The 16,049-nt window shown below is 51.4% G+C and carries 19 protein-coding genes; 17 read left to right on the forward strand and 2 right to left on the reverse strand.

Annotated elements, in window-relative coordinates; all coding sequences use genetic code 11:
* The first annotated feature begins 36 nt into the window (after positions 1-36).
* From IPM59_03405 to IPM59_03460, 12 genes are all read left to right on the forward strand, one after another.
* Complete coding sequence (locus tag IPM59_03405; protein ID MBK9214634.1) at positions 37-1,830, forward strand: ParB/RepB/Spo0J family partition protein; 1,794 nt, start codon at positions 37-39, stop codon at positions 1,828-1,830.
* 103 nt (positions 1,831-1,933) lie between these two features.
* Complete coding sequence (locus IPM59_03410; GenBank protein MBK9214635.1) at positions 1,934-2,161, forward strand: hypothetical protein; 228 nt, start codon at positions 1,934-1,936, stop codon at positions 2,159-2,161.
* Between the two features lie 42 nt (positions 2,162-2,203).
* Positions 2,204-2,740: a hypothetical protein gene (locus IPM59_03415; protein MBK9214636.1), complete on the forward strand. Its 537-nt coding sequence runs from the start codon at positions 2,204-2,206 to the stop codon at positions 2,738-2,740.
* Between the two features lie 29 nt (positions 2,741-2,769).
* Positions 2,770-3,681, forward strand: a complete 912-nt coding sequence (locus tag IPM59_03420) for a hypothetical protein (GenBank protein ID MBK9214637.1) — start codon at positions 2,770-2,772, stop codon at positions 3,679-3,681.
* 340 nt (positions 3,682-4,021) lie between these two features.
* Positions 4,022-4,471: a hypothetical protein gene (locus IPM59_03425; protein MBK9214638.1), complete on the forward strand. Its 450-nt coding sequence runs from the start codon at positions 4,022-4,024 to the stop codon at positions 4,469-4,471.
* Between the two features lie 4 nt (positions 4,472-4,475).
* Positions 4,476-5,534 carry a tetratricopeptide repeat protein gene (locus IPM59_03430; protein MBK9214639.1) on the forward strand — a complete coding sequence of 353 codons (1,059 nt, stop codon included), beginning with the start codon at positions 4,476-4,478 and terminating at the stop codon, positions 5,532-5,534.
* A gap of 252 nt (positions 5,535-5,786) precedes the next feature.
* A complete protein-coding gene (locus IPM59_03435) occupies positions 5,787-6,302 on the forward strand; it encodes a gamma-glutamylcyclotransferase (protein ID MBK9214640.1) in 516 nt (171 codons plus the stop codon).
* Between the two features lie 69 nt (positions 6,303-6,371).
* Entirely contained in the window at positions 6,372-6,872 is a 501-nt protein-coding gene (locus tag IPM59_03440) for a hypothetical protein (GenBank protein ID MBK9214641.1), read from the forward strand.
* Complete coding sequence (locus IPM59_03445) at positions 6,872-7,699, forward strand: hypothetical protein (GenBank protein MBK9214642.1); 828 nt, start codon at positions 6,872-6,874, stop codon at positions 7,697-7,699. Before IPM59_03440 ends, IPM59_03445 begins: the two co-directional genes overlap by 1 nt.
* Positions 7,700-7,882: 183 nt before the next feature.
* Entirely contained in the window at positions 7,883-8,929 is a 1,047-nt protein-coding gene (locus tag IPM59_03450; GenBank protein ID MBK9214643.1) for an ADP-ribosylglycohydrolase family protein, read from the forward strand.
* A gap of 20 nt (positions 8,930-8,949) precedes the next feature.
* Positions 8,950-9,261, forward strand: a complete 312-nt coding sequence (locus IPM59_03455) for a hypothetical protein (GenBank protein MBK9214644.1) — start codon at positions 8,950-8,952, stop codon at positions 9,259-9,261.
* On the forward strand, positions 9,258-10,517 hold the full coding sequence (locus IPM59_03460) for a tetratricopeptide repeat protein (protein MBK9214645.1): 1,260 nt from the start codon (positions 9,258-9,260) through the stop codon (positions 10,515-10,517). The genes IPM59_03455 and IPM59_03460 overlap by 4 nt, the downstream gene beginning before the upstream one ends.
* Positions 10,518-10,635: 118 nt before the next feature.
* Here the strand turns inward: IPM59_03460 and IPM59_03465 are convergent, their stop codons facing one another.
* Complete coding sequence (locus IPM59_03465; protein MBK9214646.1) at positions 10,636-11,280, reverse strand: ImmA/IrrE family metallo-endopeptidase; 645 nt, start codon at positions 11,278-11,280, stop codon at positions 10,636-10,638.
* Positions 11,280-11,648 carry a helix-turn-helix transcriptional regulator gene (locus IPM59_03470; GenBank protein MBK9214647.1) on the reverse strand — a complete coding sequence of 123 codons (369 nt, stop codon included), beginning with the start codon at positions 11,646-11,648 and terminating at the stop codon, positions 11,280-11,282. Before IPM59_03470 ends, IPM59_03465 begins: the two co-directional genes overlap by 1 nt.
* Before the next feature lie 127 nt (positions 11,649-11,775).
* Between IPM59_03470 and IPM59_03475 the strand changes: the two genes are divergently transcribed.
* From IPM59_03475 to IPM59_03495, 5 genes are read left to right on the forward strand one after another with little or no spacing between them, the layout of a single operon-like run.
* Entirely contained in the window at positions 11,776-12,687 is a 912-nt protein-coding gene (locus IPM59_03475; GenBank protein ID MBK9214648.1) for an ATP-binding protein, read from the forward strand.
* Position 12,688: 1 nt separating this feature from the next.
* A complete protein-coding gene (locus tag IPM59_03480; protein ID MBK9214649.1) occupies positions 12,689-13,159 on the forward strand; it encodes a hypothetical protein in 471 nt (156 codons plus the stop codon).
* Positions 13,156-13,659: an HORMA domain containing protein gene (locus IPM59_03485; protein ID MBK9214650.1), complete on the forward strand. Its 504-nt coding sequence runs from the start codon at positions 13,156-13,158 to the stop codon at positions 13,657-13,659. The genes IPM59_03480 and IPM59_03485 overlap by 4 nt, the downstream gene beginning before the upstream one ends.
* 2 nt (positions 13,660-13,661) lie before the next feature.
* Positions 13,662-14,555, forward strand: coding sequence for a nucleotidyltransferase (locus tag IPM59_03490; protein MBK9214651.1), 894 nt, complete (start codon positions 13,662-13,664; stop codon positions 14,553-14,555).
* Between the two features lie 18 nt (positions 14,556-14,573).
* Entirely contained in the window at positions 14,574-16,046 is a 1,473-nt protein-coding gene (locus IPM59_03495; GenBank protein ID MBK9214652.1) for an SAVED domain-containing protein, read from the forward strand.
* Positions 16,047-16,049 lie beyond the last annotated feature (3 nt).

The raw sequence follows: 16,049 nt of genomic DNA on the forward strand, positions 1-16,049 counted from the left end.
TAATTTCAAAAAACAAAAACATTCTGGAGGAAGACAATGACAGAGAAAGCAACAGTACCGGTCGAAAAGACCCAGGTCCTTAGCAATGGCCACAAACCGGCACAGCCGGACTATGAAACTCTCCCTTGGGAGAATCTTCAAACATCACCAACAAACCCGCGGCGAAGGATCAACGAGCAGACGATCGATTCTCTTGCGGAAAGTATCCGAACACAGGGCATTCTCGAACCTCTGATCGTCCGGCAAACCGGCAAGAAGTACGAGATCGTCTGCGGCGAAAGACGTTATCGCGCTGCAAAGGTCGCAGCTGTGACCGATATTCCTTGTCTGGTGCGCGAGCTCTCCGATGAGCAAGTGCTTGACATCCAGATCCACGAGAATCTCCATCGCGAGGACATCCACCCGATGGACGAGGCATACGCCTATCAATTCCTCAAGGAGAAACTCGGCTGTGATGTTAAGGAGCTCGCTTTAAGGGTTGGTAAACCCGAAGGGTATGTTCTCAACCGTCTCAAGCTCAACCTGCTGATCAAGGAAGCGCAAAAGGACATCGACAACGAGCATCTCCCGCTTACCTACGGCCTCGAGCTCGCGAAGTACACTCCCGAGATCCAAAAAGTTATCTACTCCGAGATCTATAGGAAGGAAGGCAAGTACCAGAATGACCGTTGGATCGAAATGCCCGTAAAAGGAGAGACAGTCCAGTGGAAGAGCTTTCTCGAGTGGATCAATACGCATATCCACCGCCTGCTTTCCAAGGCGCCGTTTGACCCCAAGGCAACCGACCTTCGGTCCGATGGCCTTGCCTGCGTGAAATGCTCTGAACGAACGGGAGCCGTCATTAGCCTTTTCGAGCCAAATCAGATCGGGAAAAGGGATGCGTGCCTGAATCCTGCCTGCTATTTGCAGAAGGCCCACAACCACGTTGAGGTCCGACGCCGCGAACTTGCCGAAGTCCGCCAGGTCGAACCGTCGGAAGTCCCTATCGTCAGAAGCTGGTGTTATACGGACGGGAAGGATTACCTCGGTACAGAATCCGCAGCGATTATCAGTGGAGCAAAACGAGGCGGAAACGCCAAGAAGTGCAACCACTCCGTTAGCGGGATCGATATTGAGCTGGAGAATTACGGCCAAATCGTTCAGTTATGTCTCAAGACCAGCGGCTGTAAGGTCCACTGGGCGAAGTCGACAAACTCGTCCACCGCTAATTCCAACAAGGAGGGATCCGCTGAAGATCATGCCGCCGAGCGATTGGAAGCACATCGCGGCCGACGTGAGGAGATCTGGAACGCAAAGGTTGCGGAGGCCGTTCGTGTCCGTGTTTTCAAACAGGCGGCGGAGAAATTCGAGAAGAAGTTTCGCATCACCGATGTTGGAACTGATTTTTTCCCGCAGCTCATCGCCCGCTTCTGGGGCATGACCGGATCAGGTGACTCAAACAACCTGAATGGCGTGGTCAAACGCCTCGTGGGCGAGTGGGATGCGAAACCGAAAAGCGGCAGCGGGATCTACATGACCGACGGCCGTGCCGCGATCGAACAGTTAAAGAAAGTCGAGCGTGGTGTGCAATTCCGCATTCTGTTCCTGCTTATTCATGGTCACAAGGGAACGATCGGCTACGGCAATAACTACAGATCCCAAAAGGAAGTGAAGGAGCTTGCCGCCGAATTCGGGATCGACTATGCCCTGCTCGATGCCGAAGTGAGACTCGAGTTTTGCTCTAAAAAGCACAAAGACTCTCACGAAACCTATCTCGAAGCGGTGCGGAAGAAAGACAAGGATGCGAAGGCACCCAGACTCTTTTCCGATAAATGGAAAGCAACGGATTAGTCGAGCACGCCCGAGACGACCCTAAGAGAGGCCACAGGCTGGCAAAAGCCATTTGTCGCTTATCGCGGGAGAGCCAATACAAAAACAAAACAACGGAGGAAATATGTCAGATTTCAAGATCGTGTATTTGATCGTCGAAAGGGGCTTTGAACCCAATCGACAGACGTTTTGGAGGACCGCCGGCAGCGCTTTTGTCTGCCGTGATGGAAGCTTGAACGTACGGCTCGATATCCATCCAGGCCTTACGTTCAACATTCGTGAACCCAAGTCGAATGGAGAGCGATTCGAGGCCGAAAGCGGCGTGGATCAGCCGCAGGAGGTGGAAGAATAATTCCCGTCGATCAAGGCCGCCGCCTAATTGCGGGAACGACGTATGGGAACCAGAAGTTTAACGATCGTCGAAGAAATTGGGGGCGCGGAGATCTGCGTCCTCTACCGACAGTATGACGGATACCCGACGGGCCATGGCGCCGAACTGAAGTCCTTTTTAGAAGGAATTCAGATAGTAAACGGGCTTAGTCCAGGAGACCACAAAAGGACGGCGAATGGGATGGATTGCCTCGCGGCCCAACTTATCGCCCACTTCAAAACGGGACCCGGGGGATTCTATCTTTATCCGGCCGGGACACGCGACTGTGGTGAAGAATATATCTACACAGTCTACTTAGAGACCGGCAAGCTGAAGATGCGTGTGGAGGCAGGCGCCGTCACCTTCTTCGGTCTTCCCGGGACCAAACAGGTCAACATGCCCACGCTCTATGACGGCGACATCGAGTCCTTCGATCCCGACGCCGTTGAGACCCTCTGGAGGACTGGGGGCCGGGACCAGGTCGTCAATGACTTTGTTGACGATGTCGTTCTCTCAAGCGAAACGCTCGATATACCGGAAGATCCCTTGCAAGAGCACTAAGTTCACAAAATTAATAGGAGGACAAAGTAATGAACGACAACAGTTCAACACTTGTCGCGCACTGCGGTGCGTACAAGGTCACACGGGGAGAGTTGAAGGAGATGCCTCTTCCCGAGGCAACGAAGACCCATCAGCCGCTCCCACATTTTCAGATAGTTGAGGTTCTCGAGGAGGCCCTTTCATTCCGTCATCTTCGCGTCGTCAAAGACGAGTATGCGGTCTCGCAAGACGGTATGAAGATGTTTGGGGTCATGGATCTCGACGCGGCGTTCGAAGGAGGGCGTTTCTCCATCGGTCTCCGCAACTCGAACGACAAGTCGATGAGGCTCGCCTTAACGGCCGGCTACCGTGTCTTCGTCTGCGACAATATGGCTTTCTCGGGAGATTTTTCGCCGCTGCTGCACAAGCATACGGCGAAACTCAATCTTTCCGATTCAATTGCTGTCGCAGTCGATCGCATCTATCGGGGCCTTGATTCCATAGCGAATCAGATAAAACTGATGCGTGAATTCGGTCTTACCGACAATGACGCTCGGCTGATTATCTATCGAGCCTTTGTCGAGAAGGCACTAAAGGGTGTTCCCCGCCAGCTGATGCCCGCGGTGCATGCAAACTATTTCGATCCGGCTCATGAGGACTTTCGGTTGCGAAACCTCTGGTCGTTATCGAATGCGTTCACCTCTGCATTCAAGACGCTCGGGCCGATGAAACAATTTGAGGCAGCGGCGAAACTCGGGCCTTACATGTCCGGGATAAAATGTGAAGGAGATGCGATCGAACGGCGACCGTTAGTTGACTGTGGCACCGGAAGTTTCCGTCTAGTCAAAGGCGAGGACGGAGAATTAAAGGAGGAAGAGATTCAAGACGCATCCGAGTGGGGCGATTCTGATGATCAAATAGATTCATTGGTCGATGAGGAAGCAGCGAGAGCCGCCGCCTGACCAAACAAAACTCAAGGAAGTGTGAAAACATACTTCCTTTTTTCTTTGACAAAGCGTTCCTAACTCTATGGAATGTAAGTTCCCGGGCCTAGCCTTTTCGCGGCGAGTCTAATATGCGGTCGAACGCAGATCGGCTGAAGACATTCTCGCCGTTCCTGCTGTGGGGTATGAATCGAACCAAGAGGTTCTTGATGTGGCTGATGATTTTCTCGACGAGCTCCAGAAACTCAGAGAGTTTTCCCTCGATAAAAACTACGAGTTTTACAAATAGCTGGTTTCCTTCGGCGTATCATTGAAGGACATGTGAGTTCACAGAGGTGAAAGAACATTGAGGGCTGAGATGAGAATTGATCGAACTTCGGAATACGTTAACTATATTGAACCTCTGAAAGAGGGATCGGTTCATGTTGTAGCCTTCGCCGAAGAAGGACTCTCAAACTTTAGAGCGCTCGCGGAACTCTCGCTCAGACTCCCGATCACCAAAACTGTTCGACTCTGCGACGACATCAATTCTAAGGACGAAACCGGTACCCTGGGGCCGAAGGGAAACTTAACGGCGCTTCCCAAGCGATTCTTTCGCGACGAGGATTTCGACAAAGAAGGATTTAGTCGATGCCTTCGGGACGCTTTCATTGCAAATCGTGACCACTGCAAATCAAACCATCTTGTCTTTCAGTTCAGCTGCGTGCAATTGCATTTAGACAACTTATTCGAAGAAGTTAAGAAGATGGCCGAGCAGGAGTTTTCCGATTCGGGAATTGAGCAGATAACGGTTCATCTTGATGGTTAGATCGATGGCTGTATTGATCGAAGCAATTTCAGTAATTGTTCGCCGAAGGTCAATCGAAGAGCGCTTTCCCGGCGGCTGGCGAGGATTTCTCTCGGACGCACCGAATCGAACGCTATACAGTGATGAGGAAATTGCCTCCGTGAGTTTTATGTCTGCGGATGATGTGAAGGCATACATTTTTTATCTCGAGTCTCACGGCCTCGATTTCGAGATTGGAGGCAAGACAGTGGATATTTCGGTCGTGGATCAGGTCCGCGGATTCACGACGCCGTCGCCGTGGTTGGAGTTTGGTGATTTGGAGAAAGACGGAAATCTTGTGAAGGCGTGCTGGATTACAGGAACTGAGCCGAACTATGTTTTTACGCCGAGAGGATGGAACTACGAAGGTTCGCTTAGCCAAAAGCCAGGCTTCGTCCCTAAGGAGGAATTCGATCAGAAACTCAAATTTCTTCGGGAAGAAAATGGGCTGGAGGTTTATTTAGACTTGCAGACGAATGAGGAACGCTACGTTGGCCGCGCGCATGTAACGGGAGAGACTCGGGGAGAGATAGTCAGGACGTTGGAAGGCCTGTGTGCGGTGGCTCATGAGTTAGACGTAGAAGCTCAACTGGCGAGGGAGTCAAAAAATGAATCGCGCGGTGCGGAGATATTCTTACGTCTAAGCGAAGAATTGTTGCCAGAGGCCCAACGGATCGCGAGAGTTCCAGGGCGTAAATTAGCGTTCGCTCATTTTACATGCGGATTAATTCTTCGCGTGCTCAAAAGGCAACCCGAGGCCGAAATATACTTTCGTCGAGCAAACGATCTCGCACCCGGAACTTCGCACAATCTATTGGAATTAGTCCGGTGCCTCGGTGAACAGGGGAAATATGATGAGGCCCTGCTGTTCGCCCGGGAGGCGGTTGCATGCGAACCAGATAATCCGGCCTGCCTAGGAAATCTCGCAATGTCGCTCTTTATTATTGGTGAAAAAGAAGAAGCCAGATTGCACTTGGATAAAGCCCTAGCTATCGATCCAAACGATACAATCAATCGCCAAATCCTGCAGAATTTTTTGAATTAAAACGAAACTCGGTCAGGTCTGCGATTCCCGGCTATTTGAGTTCTACAAACTGTCTACCGTACCAGAGGAGTAAATTCCTCGGGCCAGTCGTCGCCCACCCATTTCGGTCGGCCGCTAGGCACTTCTTTCCTGAGAGAGAGATAGTTTGTTTCATTCCGGATACAAGGTTATTATCTGGAACACGAAATTGTGTATTTATGCCCATTGATTCGGCATAATTCATAAGTTAAGCGCAGAACTCGAGGAGGAATTATGTGGGTATTTGGCTACGGATCGTTGATGTGGGACGACTGGGAGAAAGAATTTCAAGGTGTCAAACATAATAGAGCGAAACTGAATGGCTATCATAGAGACTTTAATAAAAAATCTACGCGCAATTGGGGAACCAGTGAAAGAGGCTGTCCAACGCTTGGATTGGAGGAGTTGGAAGGGGCCGAGTGTGTTGGTAGTGCCTTCGAGTTTGATGATAAATATAGGGATTCTATAATGACTCATCTTAAAGGTAGAGAGGGTGAGAGTTTTGACCTACCAGAATTAGATGTAGAGTTGGAGAATGGGCAAGTTGTCAAAGCCGTAACGCCTGTTAACCGGCTTAACAATACGTACTTGGGGAGCATAAGCGTCGAAGATCGCGCCCGAAATGCGAGAGTTGCGACGGGGAAAGATGGTAAGTGCTCTGATTATATTCAAAACATCCATCGCCATTTGAACGACTTAAGCATTGACGATCTATATGTGCAGAGAATGTGGGAAGCACTACAGAAATAAAGCGGTAACTACTCATTCAAGCGGGCGCGCGAATACGATAGCCTCTTAAATTGGATGTTACATACAAACATGGCATCTACAAGATTAAAAGGCATTACGCCAGAGGAACTCATCAAGATATACAGTGACGAAGTTCGCTTCTTAATCGACCTGAAGCGGTCCGTAGGAATTCTTAACAATCGAATTCACGACAAACTTTCTTTGATCGCGATCGAAAAGTTGCGCGGGCGACACCCGGGCGTCACATTCGAATATGGGGGTGCGGGTGTGGGTGGCATTGACATAATCGGACGCAGGGATGACAACCCAGTAGTCGTTGCTGAGGTAAAGACCACCGACACCTTAGGGATCGCCAAATTGCGAGGACCGCAAAAACTCGCAATTGAACGCGACCTACAACGGCTCATGGACGCTCCAGGCAATGTCGCGCGCTATATGATCGTGATCTCCGAACAAGCGAAACAAGCTGTCGAACAACTAATACAACGCCAAGAACGATTTTCGTCTGTCGAGGTCATCGATGCTATTGGTTTTGTTAATGAACCATCTGTCGGGATGGATTTGCTTTGATGCGCGTTTGCACGTGGAATCTGAATAAAGCAAATGCATCCCGAACGGGAAGCTGGGAATATCTCTCCGAGCTACAACCAGACATTGCCCTGCTTCAAGAAGTCAACGCAATTCCTGAACCTATCGAGAAAGAGTTCGACGTACTTTACCGGAAGGCTCTCAAAAAGAGCGGAGATCGGCAGAACTTCGGAACGGCCATTTTGGTCAGGGGACGCGTTAAGGGCCCTCTCGAACTATCGTCAGAATGGGACTGGGTTAATCGCGAACTTGCACTTTTCAACGGCAATATTCTGGGCGCTGAAGTTGTATTGGATTCCGGGGACGAATTCAACGTCATCTCCGTCTATTCTCCGGCTTGGCCCATTGATCCACGTCGATTGGTAGGTAGTGATATCTCGGAAGTCGCTGACAATGATATTAAATGCGTAAAGCTAGAAAACAATCCGAAAATCTGGGGAACGGAACTACTTTGGGCAACGCTTCGTTTTCACCTGCCTTCTTCAGACACACCATGGTTGGTTGGAGGCGATCTCAACTCTTCGCCGACATTCGACACTATGTGGCCCGGTGGCCCACACGGCAATCAGGAGGTTTTGGATCGAATGCACGCACTGAATCTAACCGAATGCTTGTTTCACTCAAAGGGTGAACTGACACCGACGTTTAAGAACGCGACCGACAAATTAGTTATCCATCAAATTGACCATTTATTTGCGTCGAACGCCTTCATCGGGAAACTGCGAACGTGCGGTGTTGGTGATGCGAGCCGGGTATTTGAAGGACGACTCAGTGATCATCTTCCAATAATCGCTGACTTTGGTCTTTGAAAAGATCAGGTTGGCACGGCCTTCTTCATTCCAGAACTTCCAGTTTGGTATTCATCGTCGCGATCTGACATTCCAATTCGCTTGCACCTTCGCGGACCCTTTAGCCAAAACGACGGCCGTCGCTGAGTGATTTTCGATGTCCAAAATGTAACCCCAGGCCTCGCTTACAATAAACTAAGGAGAATGAGCCGCTCGACATCTCGGATCTTCAATAATACTGCCAGATTTAAGGGGTGTCTTCTTGGTGGAGCCGTCGGCGATGCCTTGGGAGCGGCGGTTGAGTTTGACACCCTTGACCGAATTCGCGAGCGGTTTGGCGAAAGCGGACTCGCCGATTACGCGCCGGCATACGGTCGGCTTGGCGCGATAACCGACGACACGCAAATGACTTTGTTTACGGCAGAGGGTTTGCTTCGGGCCGATCAAGATACATCGCTCCGCATCATCGACTCAATCTACCAATCGTATCTGGCTTGGTTGTACACACAGCGCATCGTCATTGATGAAAGATTTGCCGAACCGCCTGCTCGACCGCCGGGATGGCTTGTTACAATTCCAGAACTAAACGCACGCCGCGCGGCCGGAAGAACTTGTCTATCGGCACTGCGAAGCGGTAGGAAGGGAACAGTAACAAACCCTCTTAATAATAGTAAAGGCTGTGGTGGTGTCATGCGGGTCGCTCCTGTTGGACTGATTGCGGAGAATCCGTTTATTCTTGCTCGTGATGCGGCGGCAATAACACACGGCCACCCCGCAGGATATTTGAGTGCCGGCGTACTCGCCTTGATAATTAGCAATATTTTGAATGGTCGTAGCTTAGCTGATGCCATTAATCATGCAGTTTATGAAGAGTTTCTACAACACAGTGATTTTGAAGAGACATTCGTGGCTTTAGACCGTGCGGTCAAACTAGCATATGACAGGAGTGTCGAACCATCGCCGGAAACCATTGAATCGCTTGGCGGGGGATGGGTTGGCGAAGAAGCTTTAGCAATCTCAATTTATTGTTCGCTTGTTCACGAAAATGATTTCGGAAAGGCCATTCTACTTTCCGTTAATCACTCCGGTGATAGTGACAGCACTGGAGCTATCACCGGCAACATCATCGGGGCGTTGCACGGAATCGATGCAATTCCCTCGCATTGGCTTGAACGGCTCGAATTAAGAACAGTGATCGAACAAGTAGCCGACGATCTGGACACAGCAACACGCGGTGCTAACCTTTCTTGAGGCTGTGGAGAGATACGACTGTGAAGAAACAAATGGATGTTATTGAATTGAGCAATTCAGTCGGCGAGATTGCTAGAGCCGAGTGTGAGAAGGCAAGGATCCCATTCGTGACTCCGCTCCAAGTCGGCCTTGGGAGCGGCTTCGACGTGGCGTTAACCCTCATGGAGCAATCAGTGGGGTTGTACAAGGGCTTGAGTCAAGAGAAGAAGCGACGCGTGGTCGAGTACTTTCGGGCTGAGGCAGAGCGAAGCAAGGCTGTTGATCCGTATATTGTGATCTGGTACTTAGCGTGGGCGTCGGTCATCGAAGCAGAGCCCGAGGATTCTAAGTGAGAGATACCGTATTGAGCAGCGGATCGGAAAACCTCGACAAGGTATGCGGCCTCGTCGGCGTTGGCAGGAGTGAGGAGGCGCTGAACATCGTAAGACGCGAGATTGAAAGCGCATCCAGTGATTTTGCGCGGGCCGTAGCCTATGAGCAGCTCGGCAATCTCTATCAAGTCATGAACGCCCCCAGCAAGGCGATCCATGCATTCGAAACTTCCTTGCGGCTTCACGGCCCTTTGAACGTCCCCGCAGTCACACGCGTGTATTCGTCGCTTGGTCTAGCGTACAAACTTAGTGGCGAAACAAATAGGGCACTAGAGATTTACGCGGCGGGTATCGATAGATTAATGGATCGCGCAATGAGGATTATCCACAAAGATGGCGAGCTGACGTCCGAAACCGAAGAAGACGGGGTTAGGACGTTGAATGTATCGACAGATGTTTTTGAACGGATTCGAGAATTGTGCAGGTTAGATATTACTTTCGCTGCTCTGAGAAATAATATGGGGACTTGTTATGCTGAAATAGGTGACAAGCAATCGGCTAGACGAGCATTCGTCGAAGCAATCGAATTTACGCCGGTGGGTTTTGCTTATCAACACCCATCCAGTAATTTGGCCGAACTTGATCCCAATGAAAAGGAAGTATTCCTTGATTTAGGAATAGCACTCAAAAAGACCGATCGATTGGACGAAGCCATTGAGGCCTTCAGACGAGCATTAGAGATTGATCCGAATTATGATCTTGCGTTCAGTAGTTTGGCGTTGACCCAAATGAAGACGGGCGATTTTGAAATTGCTCTTCACAATTATGATGAGGCGATAAAAGCAATGACGCGAAACATTGTGAAGACATTCAAAAACTCCCGTTCAAAAGGCATTATCAAGCAACATGATTCTCATCATTTGCTCTGGCTCGAATTCGCCTTTTTTGGAGCTGTGTATCTGTCGTCCCTCGGCGAAAATGTTAAGAAATTGGCTTGGCCGACTGGCGATCAAGCAATTCAAGAAGAGCGCGATGAAGGCTATGACGGTCTTTATTGGGTTGATAAAACTGATCCACAGGGTGAAACGACTCGACTATTCCTGCCCAACTATTTCAACACGTTTCGTGAGCACCTGACCTACACCTCAGGGTATTCAATCTTGCTTCGGGGAAAAGGGAGCGCGCTCCGTGAACTCGGACGCCGCGCTGAAGCTGATGAGCACTACACTGAGGCAGAATACTTTAACCCAAAGGAAAATAAGGGCAATTCGGGCTAGCTAAAAGGTTCAGTCTTATTATTTGTGCGGCGTTTGAATTGAGAAATTGGTATTACTACTGCTAATCGCTGACACGTAAGCGGATTTTCCCCCTAATTCAAAGCGGAGCGAGGAGCGTCTACTTTGACCTTCTCTTTCGGTTCCGAATGAAGCTCGGGCGTTTGTGAATGGGAAGGCCGAAGATCTGTTCCTCAAGTTTTGTGAACTGCACACTCGCGCAAAGCCCCTTCTCGATTCGGCCGAATCGTTCAAATCTCTTTACTAAGAATTTATAACTTACTAAGGCGGGACAGATCTTCTTAAACCTGACAATTGACTCTGCAGTGCAGCCGGTTTGGGGGACGCCGAATTCGTGAAAATGCGCGAGCATCTCGTCGTCCGGGTAGATGAATTGTGCAGCGAATACTTCGGCTCCGACTTCGATCATTTCATTCTCGTTGTAGCTGCCGCACTGATATTTGCCATCGCGGATCGCATCCTGATCTACGTAGTGATGTTTCAACTCGTGCACAAGAGCGAAGGCTTTCGGCTCACGCGGCAGACCATTGCGGATAGCGACGCTTGGACCGTCTTCATCGACGATATATATCGCCTTGATCTTACCGCCCTTGAACGGCCATTGATCGATGCGGATACCTTCCTTCCGATAAATGGCACGGATGACGTTCAGATCGATCTTACTTGTGTCGATGTTGTACAGACTGCGCTTTTCGCCCGCCATCTGTTTCATCTGCTCGTAATAGGGGGAGAATTGTGCAGACATTATTTTTTGGCTTTCTTGGCTTTCTTGGCTGCTTCGAGCTCGCGCCGGGCTTTGCGGTACAGAGCGTATTGCGTGATCTCGTCGAGGTCGCTTTCTCCGAGTTCGCCAAGCGCGCTCATAAGGCCTTGGAGTTTCTGCGGAGTTTCCATATTCGGGAAGAACGCTGAAATGCTTACGCCAAATATTTTCGCTAGCCGGTGTAGGTCCATTGCCGACGGTTTGTAGACCGCACCCTCCCAGCGGGAAATAGTGTTGGCGGTTGTCTTCATCTTATAGGCGAGCTCGTCCTGACTCATTCCTATACCTTCACCGTACTCCGTGCGCAGCTGTTTTATTCGTGCGCCGATCGTCTCGTACAAGTTTTTCATTTTGCGTGCGTCCTTGAACAGGAAGTACTACATCCTGTTCGCGTTGACAGGCTTTGGAATATTGATTAGGATTAAAAAGTTCCCATAAGAGGATACAACAGAATTTCGATTAACCGCAAACGAATTTATGAGCGCAAAGACCAAGCCCATTTTTGATACTGATCTGCCGCCGGGAATTCTCGATCGCCGAGTCATTCCTGATGAGCAGTTTGATAAGACCTGGGATTCGATCTTCCTCGGGGAAGGCGTCAAAGATCAGCTCCTCAACCAAGCGATCGTCGGCTTCACGCTGCGTTCCAAGGGCGTCGGACGCGAGATCATTCCGACGCACGGCATTGTATTGCTCGTCGGTCCGCCCGGAACGGGGAAGACGTCGCTCGCCCGCGGACTTGCATCCCGCGTCGCGAGAATGATAAAAGGTGCGACCTTCCTCGAGATCGAACCGCACTCTCTGACGAGTTCGTCGATGGGAAAGACCCAGCAGGCGGTCACCGATCTGCTAGGCAAGACGATCCCAGAACATGCGGCGTCAGGTCCAGTGATCGTGCTGCTGGACGAAGTGGAGACAATGGCGACCGACCGGCGCAAGTTGAGCATGGAAGCCAACCCGGTTGACGTCCATCGTGCGACCGACGCGGTCCTCGCACAGCTTGACCATTTAGCGGAACGTCATGGGAATCTCTTGTTCATTGCGACCAGCAATTTTGAAGGGGCGATCGACGACGCATTCATTTCGAGATGCGACCTTGTGATGACGGTGCCGGTTCCGAACGCAAAGGCGCGTCGATCGATCTTGGAGGACACGATCGAGGGACTCGCGAAACATTTCTCGTCGATCAAGAAGCTACTGGCGACGGATGAGTTTGAACGCGTGGTTGAAGTAACCGAAGGGTTGGACGGACGGGCCTTGCGTAAGATGGTCGCCGGTGCCTGCGCATATACCAAGGAGGCCGCTGTCGATCCCGGGAAGCTAACGGTCGAGGCGCTATTGAAGGCGGCCGAAGACGCAAAAACAACGCTTAAGAGGAAGGAGAAGTGATATGTCCACAGTTGTCGCAAGAAGGGTAGCCGCGGGCCCGGCGCATTCGGCCACCGAAGCGTGGTCGAAGATAACCGAAATACTATCGAAGCCGGGAACCGCAGGACGCACTGAGCTGGACGCGGTCGGCGGCGTCGCCGCGTCGCTGATTTCCGACGAGTGTTTTCAAGATTCGCCGGCCGTCGTTTCGGGCAGCGGCCCGCAGGTTAGGGTCTATTGCATCTACGGCGAAGACTCGGTTTCTGGCGATGGCGTAAATGAAGGTGTCCTTACATTCGAAGCTGCTACCGGCGACTGGTCGATGTCGCTGCCGTGCCATCCCGATGATCTCGAATGGGTTACAAATGAGCTCAAGAAAAAGTCCAAGCGGATTACAGCGAGAGATCAAACAAAAGACGGCGAATCGAATACCGCCCGTGCCGCGGGTGCCTGTGCCGTCGAAATTGATATGGAGGCATTTCTAAACGCATGAGCAGTACAGCAGTAGGCGTTTACACAAACGTCCATTCATACACATTCGTCACAGATAAGATGCTGACGTCGATCAAGAACATCGTCCGGATGAGCGGTCTCGACCCGGCCAAGATGACGAGCGAATGGCCAACGCTCGAGCTCGGCATCCGCACTTGGCTTAGCGACGGCGATCTCGAAGAAGTGCATCTGGAGGTGTTCAATCCGAGCACGGATGAGCTGGTCGGCCGCTGGGATTTTGAGATCTTCTACGGCCAGTCGGGCGACGGTTCATTCTGGCAGGATCCGGAGGATATTAAATATCACATCCGCAAGATCGGACTGAATCCGGCGAATTGCGATTACAGGGTCGTGACCACGACGGCAACTGGACGCAGAGATGTGACGGGTTGGTCGAGCACCAGTTTGAGGTCAACAGACGGGTTTGTTAAACAGGGCATTGGAACCACGATCGGTGCGGGATCGATCTCAACGGGTACCAGCTATTGGAGAAAGAAATAATCATGATCACAGTTCAAGACGCATTCAGAAAATTTCGCACGAACCTCGAGCTTAGGGATAAGGAGCAGGAAGACGCGCAGCGGCGCCATCGAGACATTCGTGAGGTTATGAAGCGATCGTTCTCGCTCGACCGCGATTTCCTGACTGGCTCGTACAAGCGGCACACAAAGACCAAACCACTCAAAGATGTCGACATTTTTTGCGTGCTCGGAGATGAGGAACGGCACTACCGTGACAAGAACCCGTCCTTTCTCCTCGGCGATGTGGAGAAGGAATTAGCGAGGGAGTATGGTGATAGCAACGTTTCGCAGCAACGACGAAGCGTCTGCGTCGACTTCGGCATAAAAGAAGATGAGAACGGTGAGACGGGCGACAAAGTGATGAGCTTCGACGTCGTCCCGGCCTTCGCTAAAAACAACCACTACGAGATACCAGATATGGACACGGCCTCTGGATGGACCGATACGGACCCCGAGGTCCATGCCGACCTGGCTGTAAAGGCACAAGCTGCGTACGACCGTCAGTGGAAGGGACTTGTCCGGATGATGAAAGCGTGGAACCGTCACCAAGGCAAGCCGATCAAGCCAGGATTCCTGATCGAGGTGATGGCCCTCGAAGTGTTGTTTCCACCTTGGGGCGGGACGTACACACGCGAGATACAAGCGTTCTTTGCGACGCTTGCCGACCGGATACACGAAACATGGCCGGACCCGGCTGGCCTCGGTCCGGATGTTAGCGATCGCATGGCGACAGCGGACTGCGATAACGCCCGAAAGGTCTTGCGTGAAAGCGAGCAGAGGGCGGCACTTGCGATCCGGCTCGAACGCGAGGGGAAGAACGGCGAAGCCTTGCGCACATGGAAGGACTTATTTGGGAAACAATTCCCGTTATCTTAATTTTTGAATACTTGCACGATGGGCGAACAAAGCGGAGCACGAATTGGAGGCGACGACTACCAGCATCTTTATAGCTGGTATTTGTTGTTGCTCCTGCTCCCGGAGGACAGCGTCTACCATCACGCTTACGTCGAGCATCCAAAGGCCGGCGCGGCTGACGACGTGACGCTGCACCCGAAAGATCCGGCCAAAGTCGCGGCGAAATACTATCAGGTCAAATGGCACGTTAAGGGTACCAGTCACTACGATTTCAAGCTGTTCACCGAGATCAAGAAACCGAGTAAGACATCCCTCCTACAAAAGCTATTTAACAGCTGGAAAGGCTTGACAAATGGTGGCGAGGCCGCGGAAGTCTGGCTGGTCAGCAATTGGTCTTACGCGACGGATATCGGTCCTTTCATACGCGAGAACAACGAGCTTGACGAACTGTTCCACAATTGCAGTTCGCGATCGAAAGCCGGTCGAGCCAAGAAAGAATGGCGCGACGCCGTTGGTGCGACGGAGTCAGAAATGGGAGCGTTCTGCCGCGACCTTCGTTTCCGTCTAGGCTTCGCGGGTACGCCTGAACTCGAGTCCAACATTGACGATCGAATGGCGCGTTACGGTTTGAAGAGCGGACAAGGTCCAAGGGACGTCGTGCTCGGGGCTATTAGACGTTTGATCAAGGCGGGTGGCGAGAAAAAGAAGGTAACCCGCGAATCACTTATAGAGCTGATCGACGAGAACGATCTCTGGGCTGAAGCGGCCGAGAGTCCGAAGGCAAGCCTGACGATCCATGGATGGACGAAAGAAGTATTCGATACAACTCCGACGGTTCAGCTGGATTGGACGGCTTACATAGATCGCGACACACGGCGAGTACCTTCACAGGAAGAGTGGTTAAAGGAGCTGCAGCCGGAGTTGAATGCGGCGAAGAAGAAGTTCCACGAACGAGCGGATAACAGATACATCGACTTTCGCGGCAAACTCCCGCTGACGACCCTGCTTGCGATCGGAGCGGTGTTTCCTGATGTTGGCGGCTTTGCTTTTCGAACCCTGCAGCCGACGGGTTCGGAGAATAATCTCTGGCGGTCCGACACTACGCCGACACAACTTAAATTCGAGCACGAAGCGGCAGCGGGAAGCGGTTCCGGCGACGATGTCGTTGTGTTCTTGGCGGTATCTGGTAGCGGACGTGCCGATGCGGAAAGATTCTTTAACGAGAACCGCGATAAGTTCTCGGCGCTTATTTATGCGGAGCCGGACGGCGGTGGCGGACAGGCGATTTTGACCGGAGCTGGAGACGCCGTTGCTCTTGCAAATCATGCGAAGGAGTTGATCCGCAAAACTCGGAGTGAATTTGCCGCAACGCGCATCCACCTGGTTTTGTACGCCCCGGCCTCATTCTGCCTTTTCTTAGGACAAAAGTTGAACGCGATAGGAACGATAATTACATACGAACGAGACAGTACCGGCGGGTATCAGGAGTCCTTGTCTATCGCGACTGGTTAACGG

Origin of the sequence: Chloracidobacterium sp., from assembly GCA_016715795.1 — a bacterium.
Classification (GTDB): Bacteria; Acidobacteriota; Blastocatellia; order Pyrinomonadales; family Pyrinomonadaceae; genus OLB17.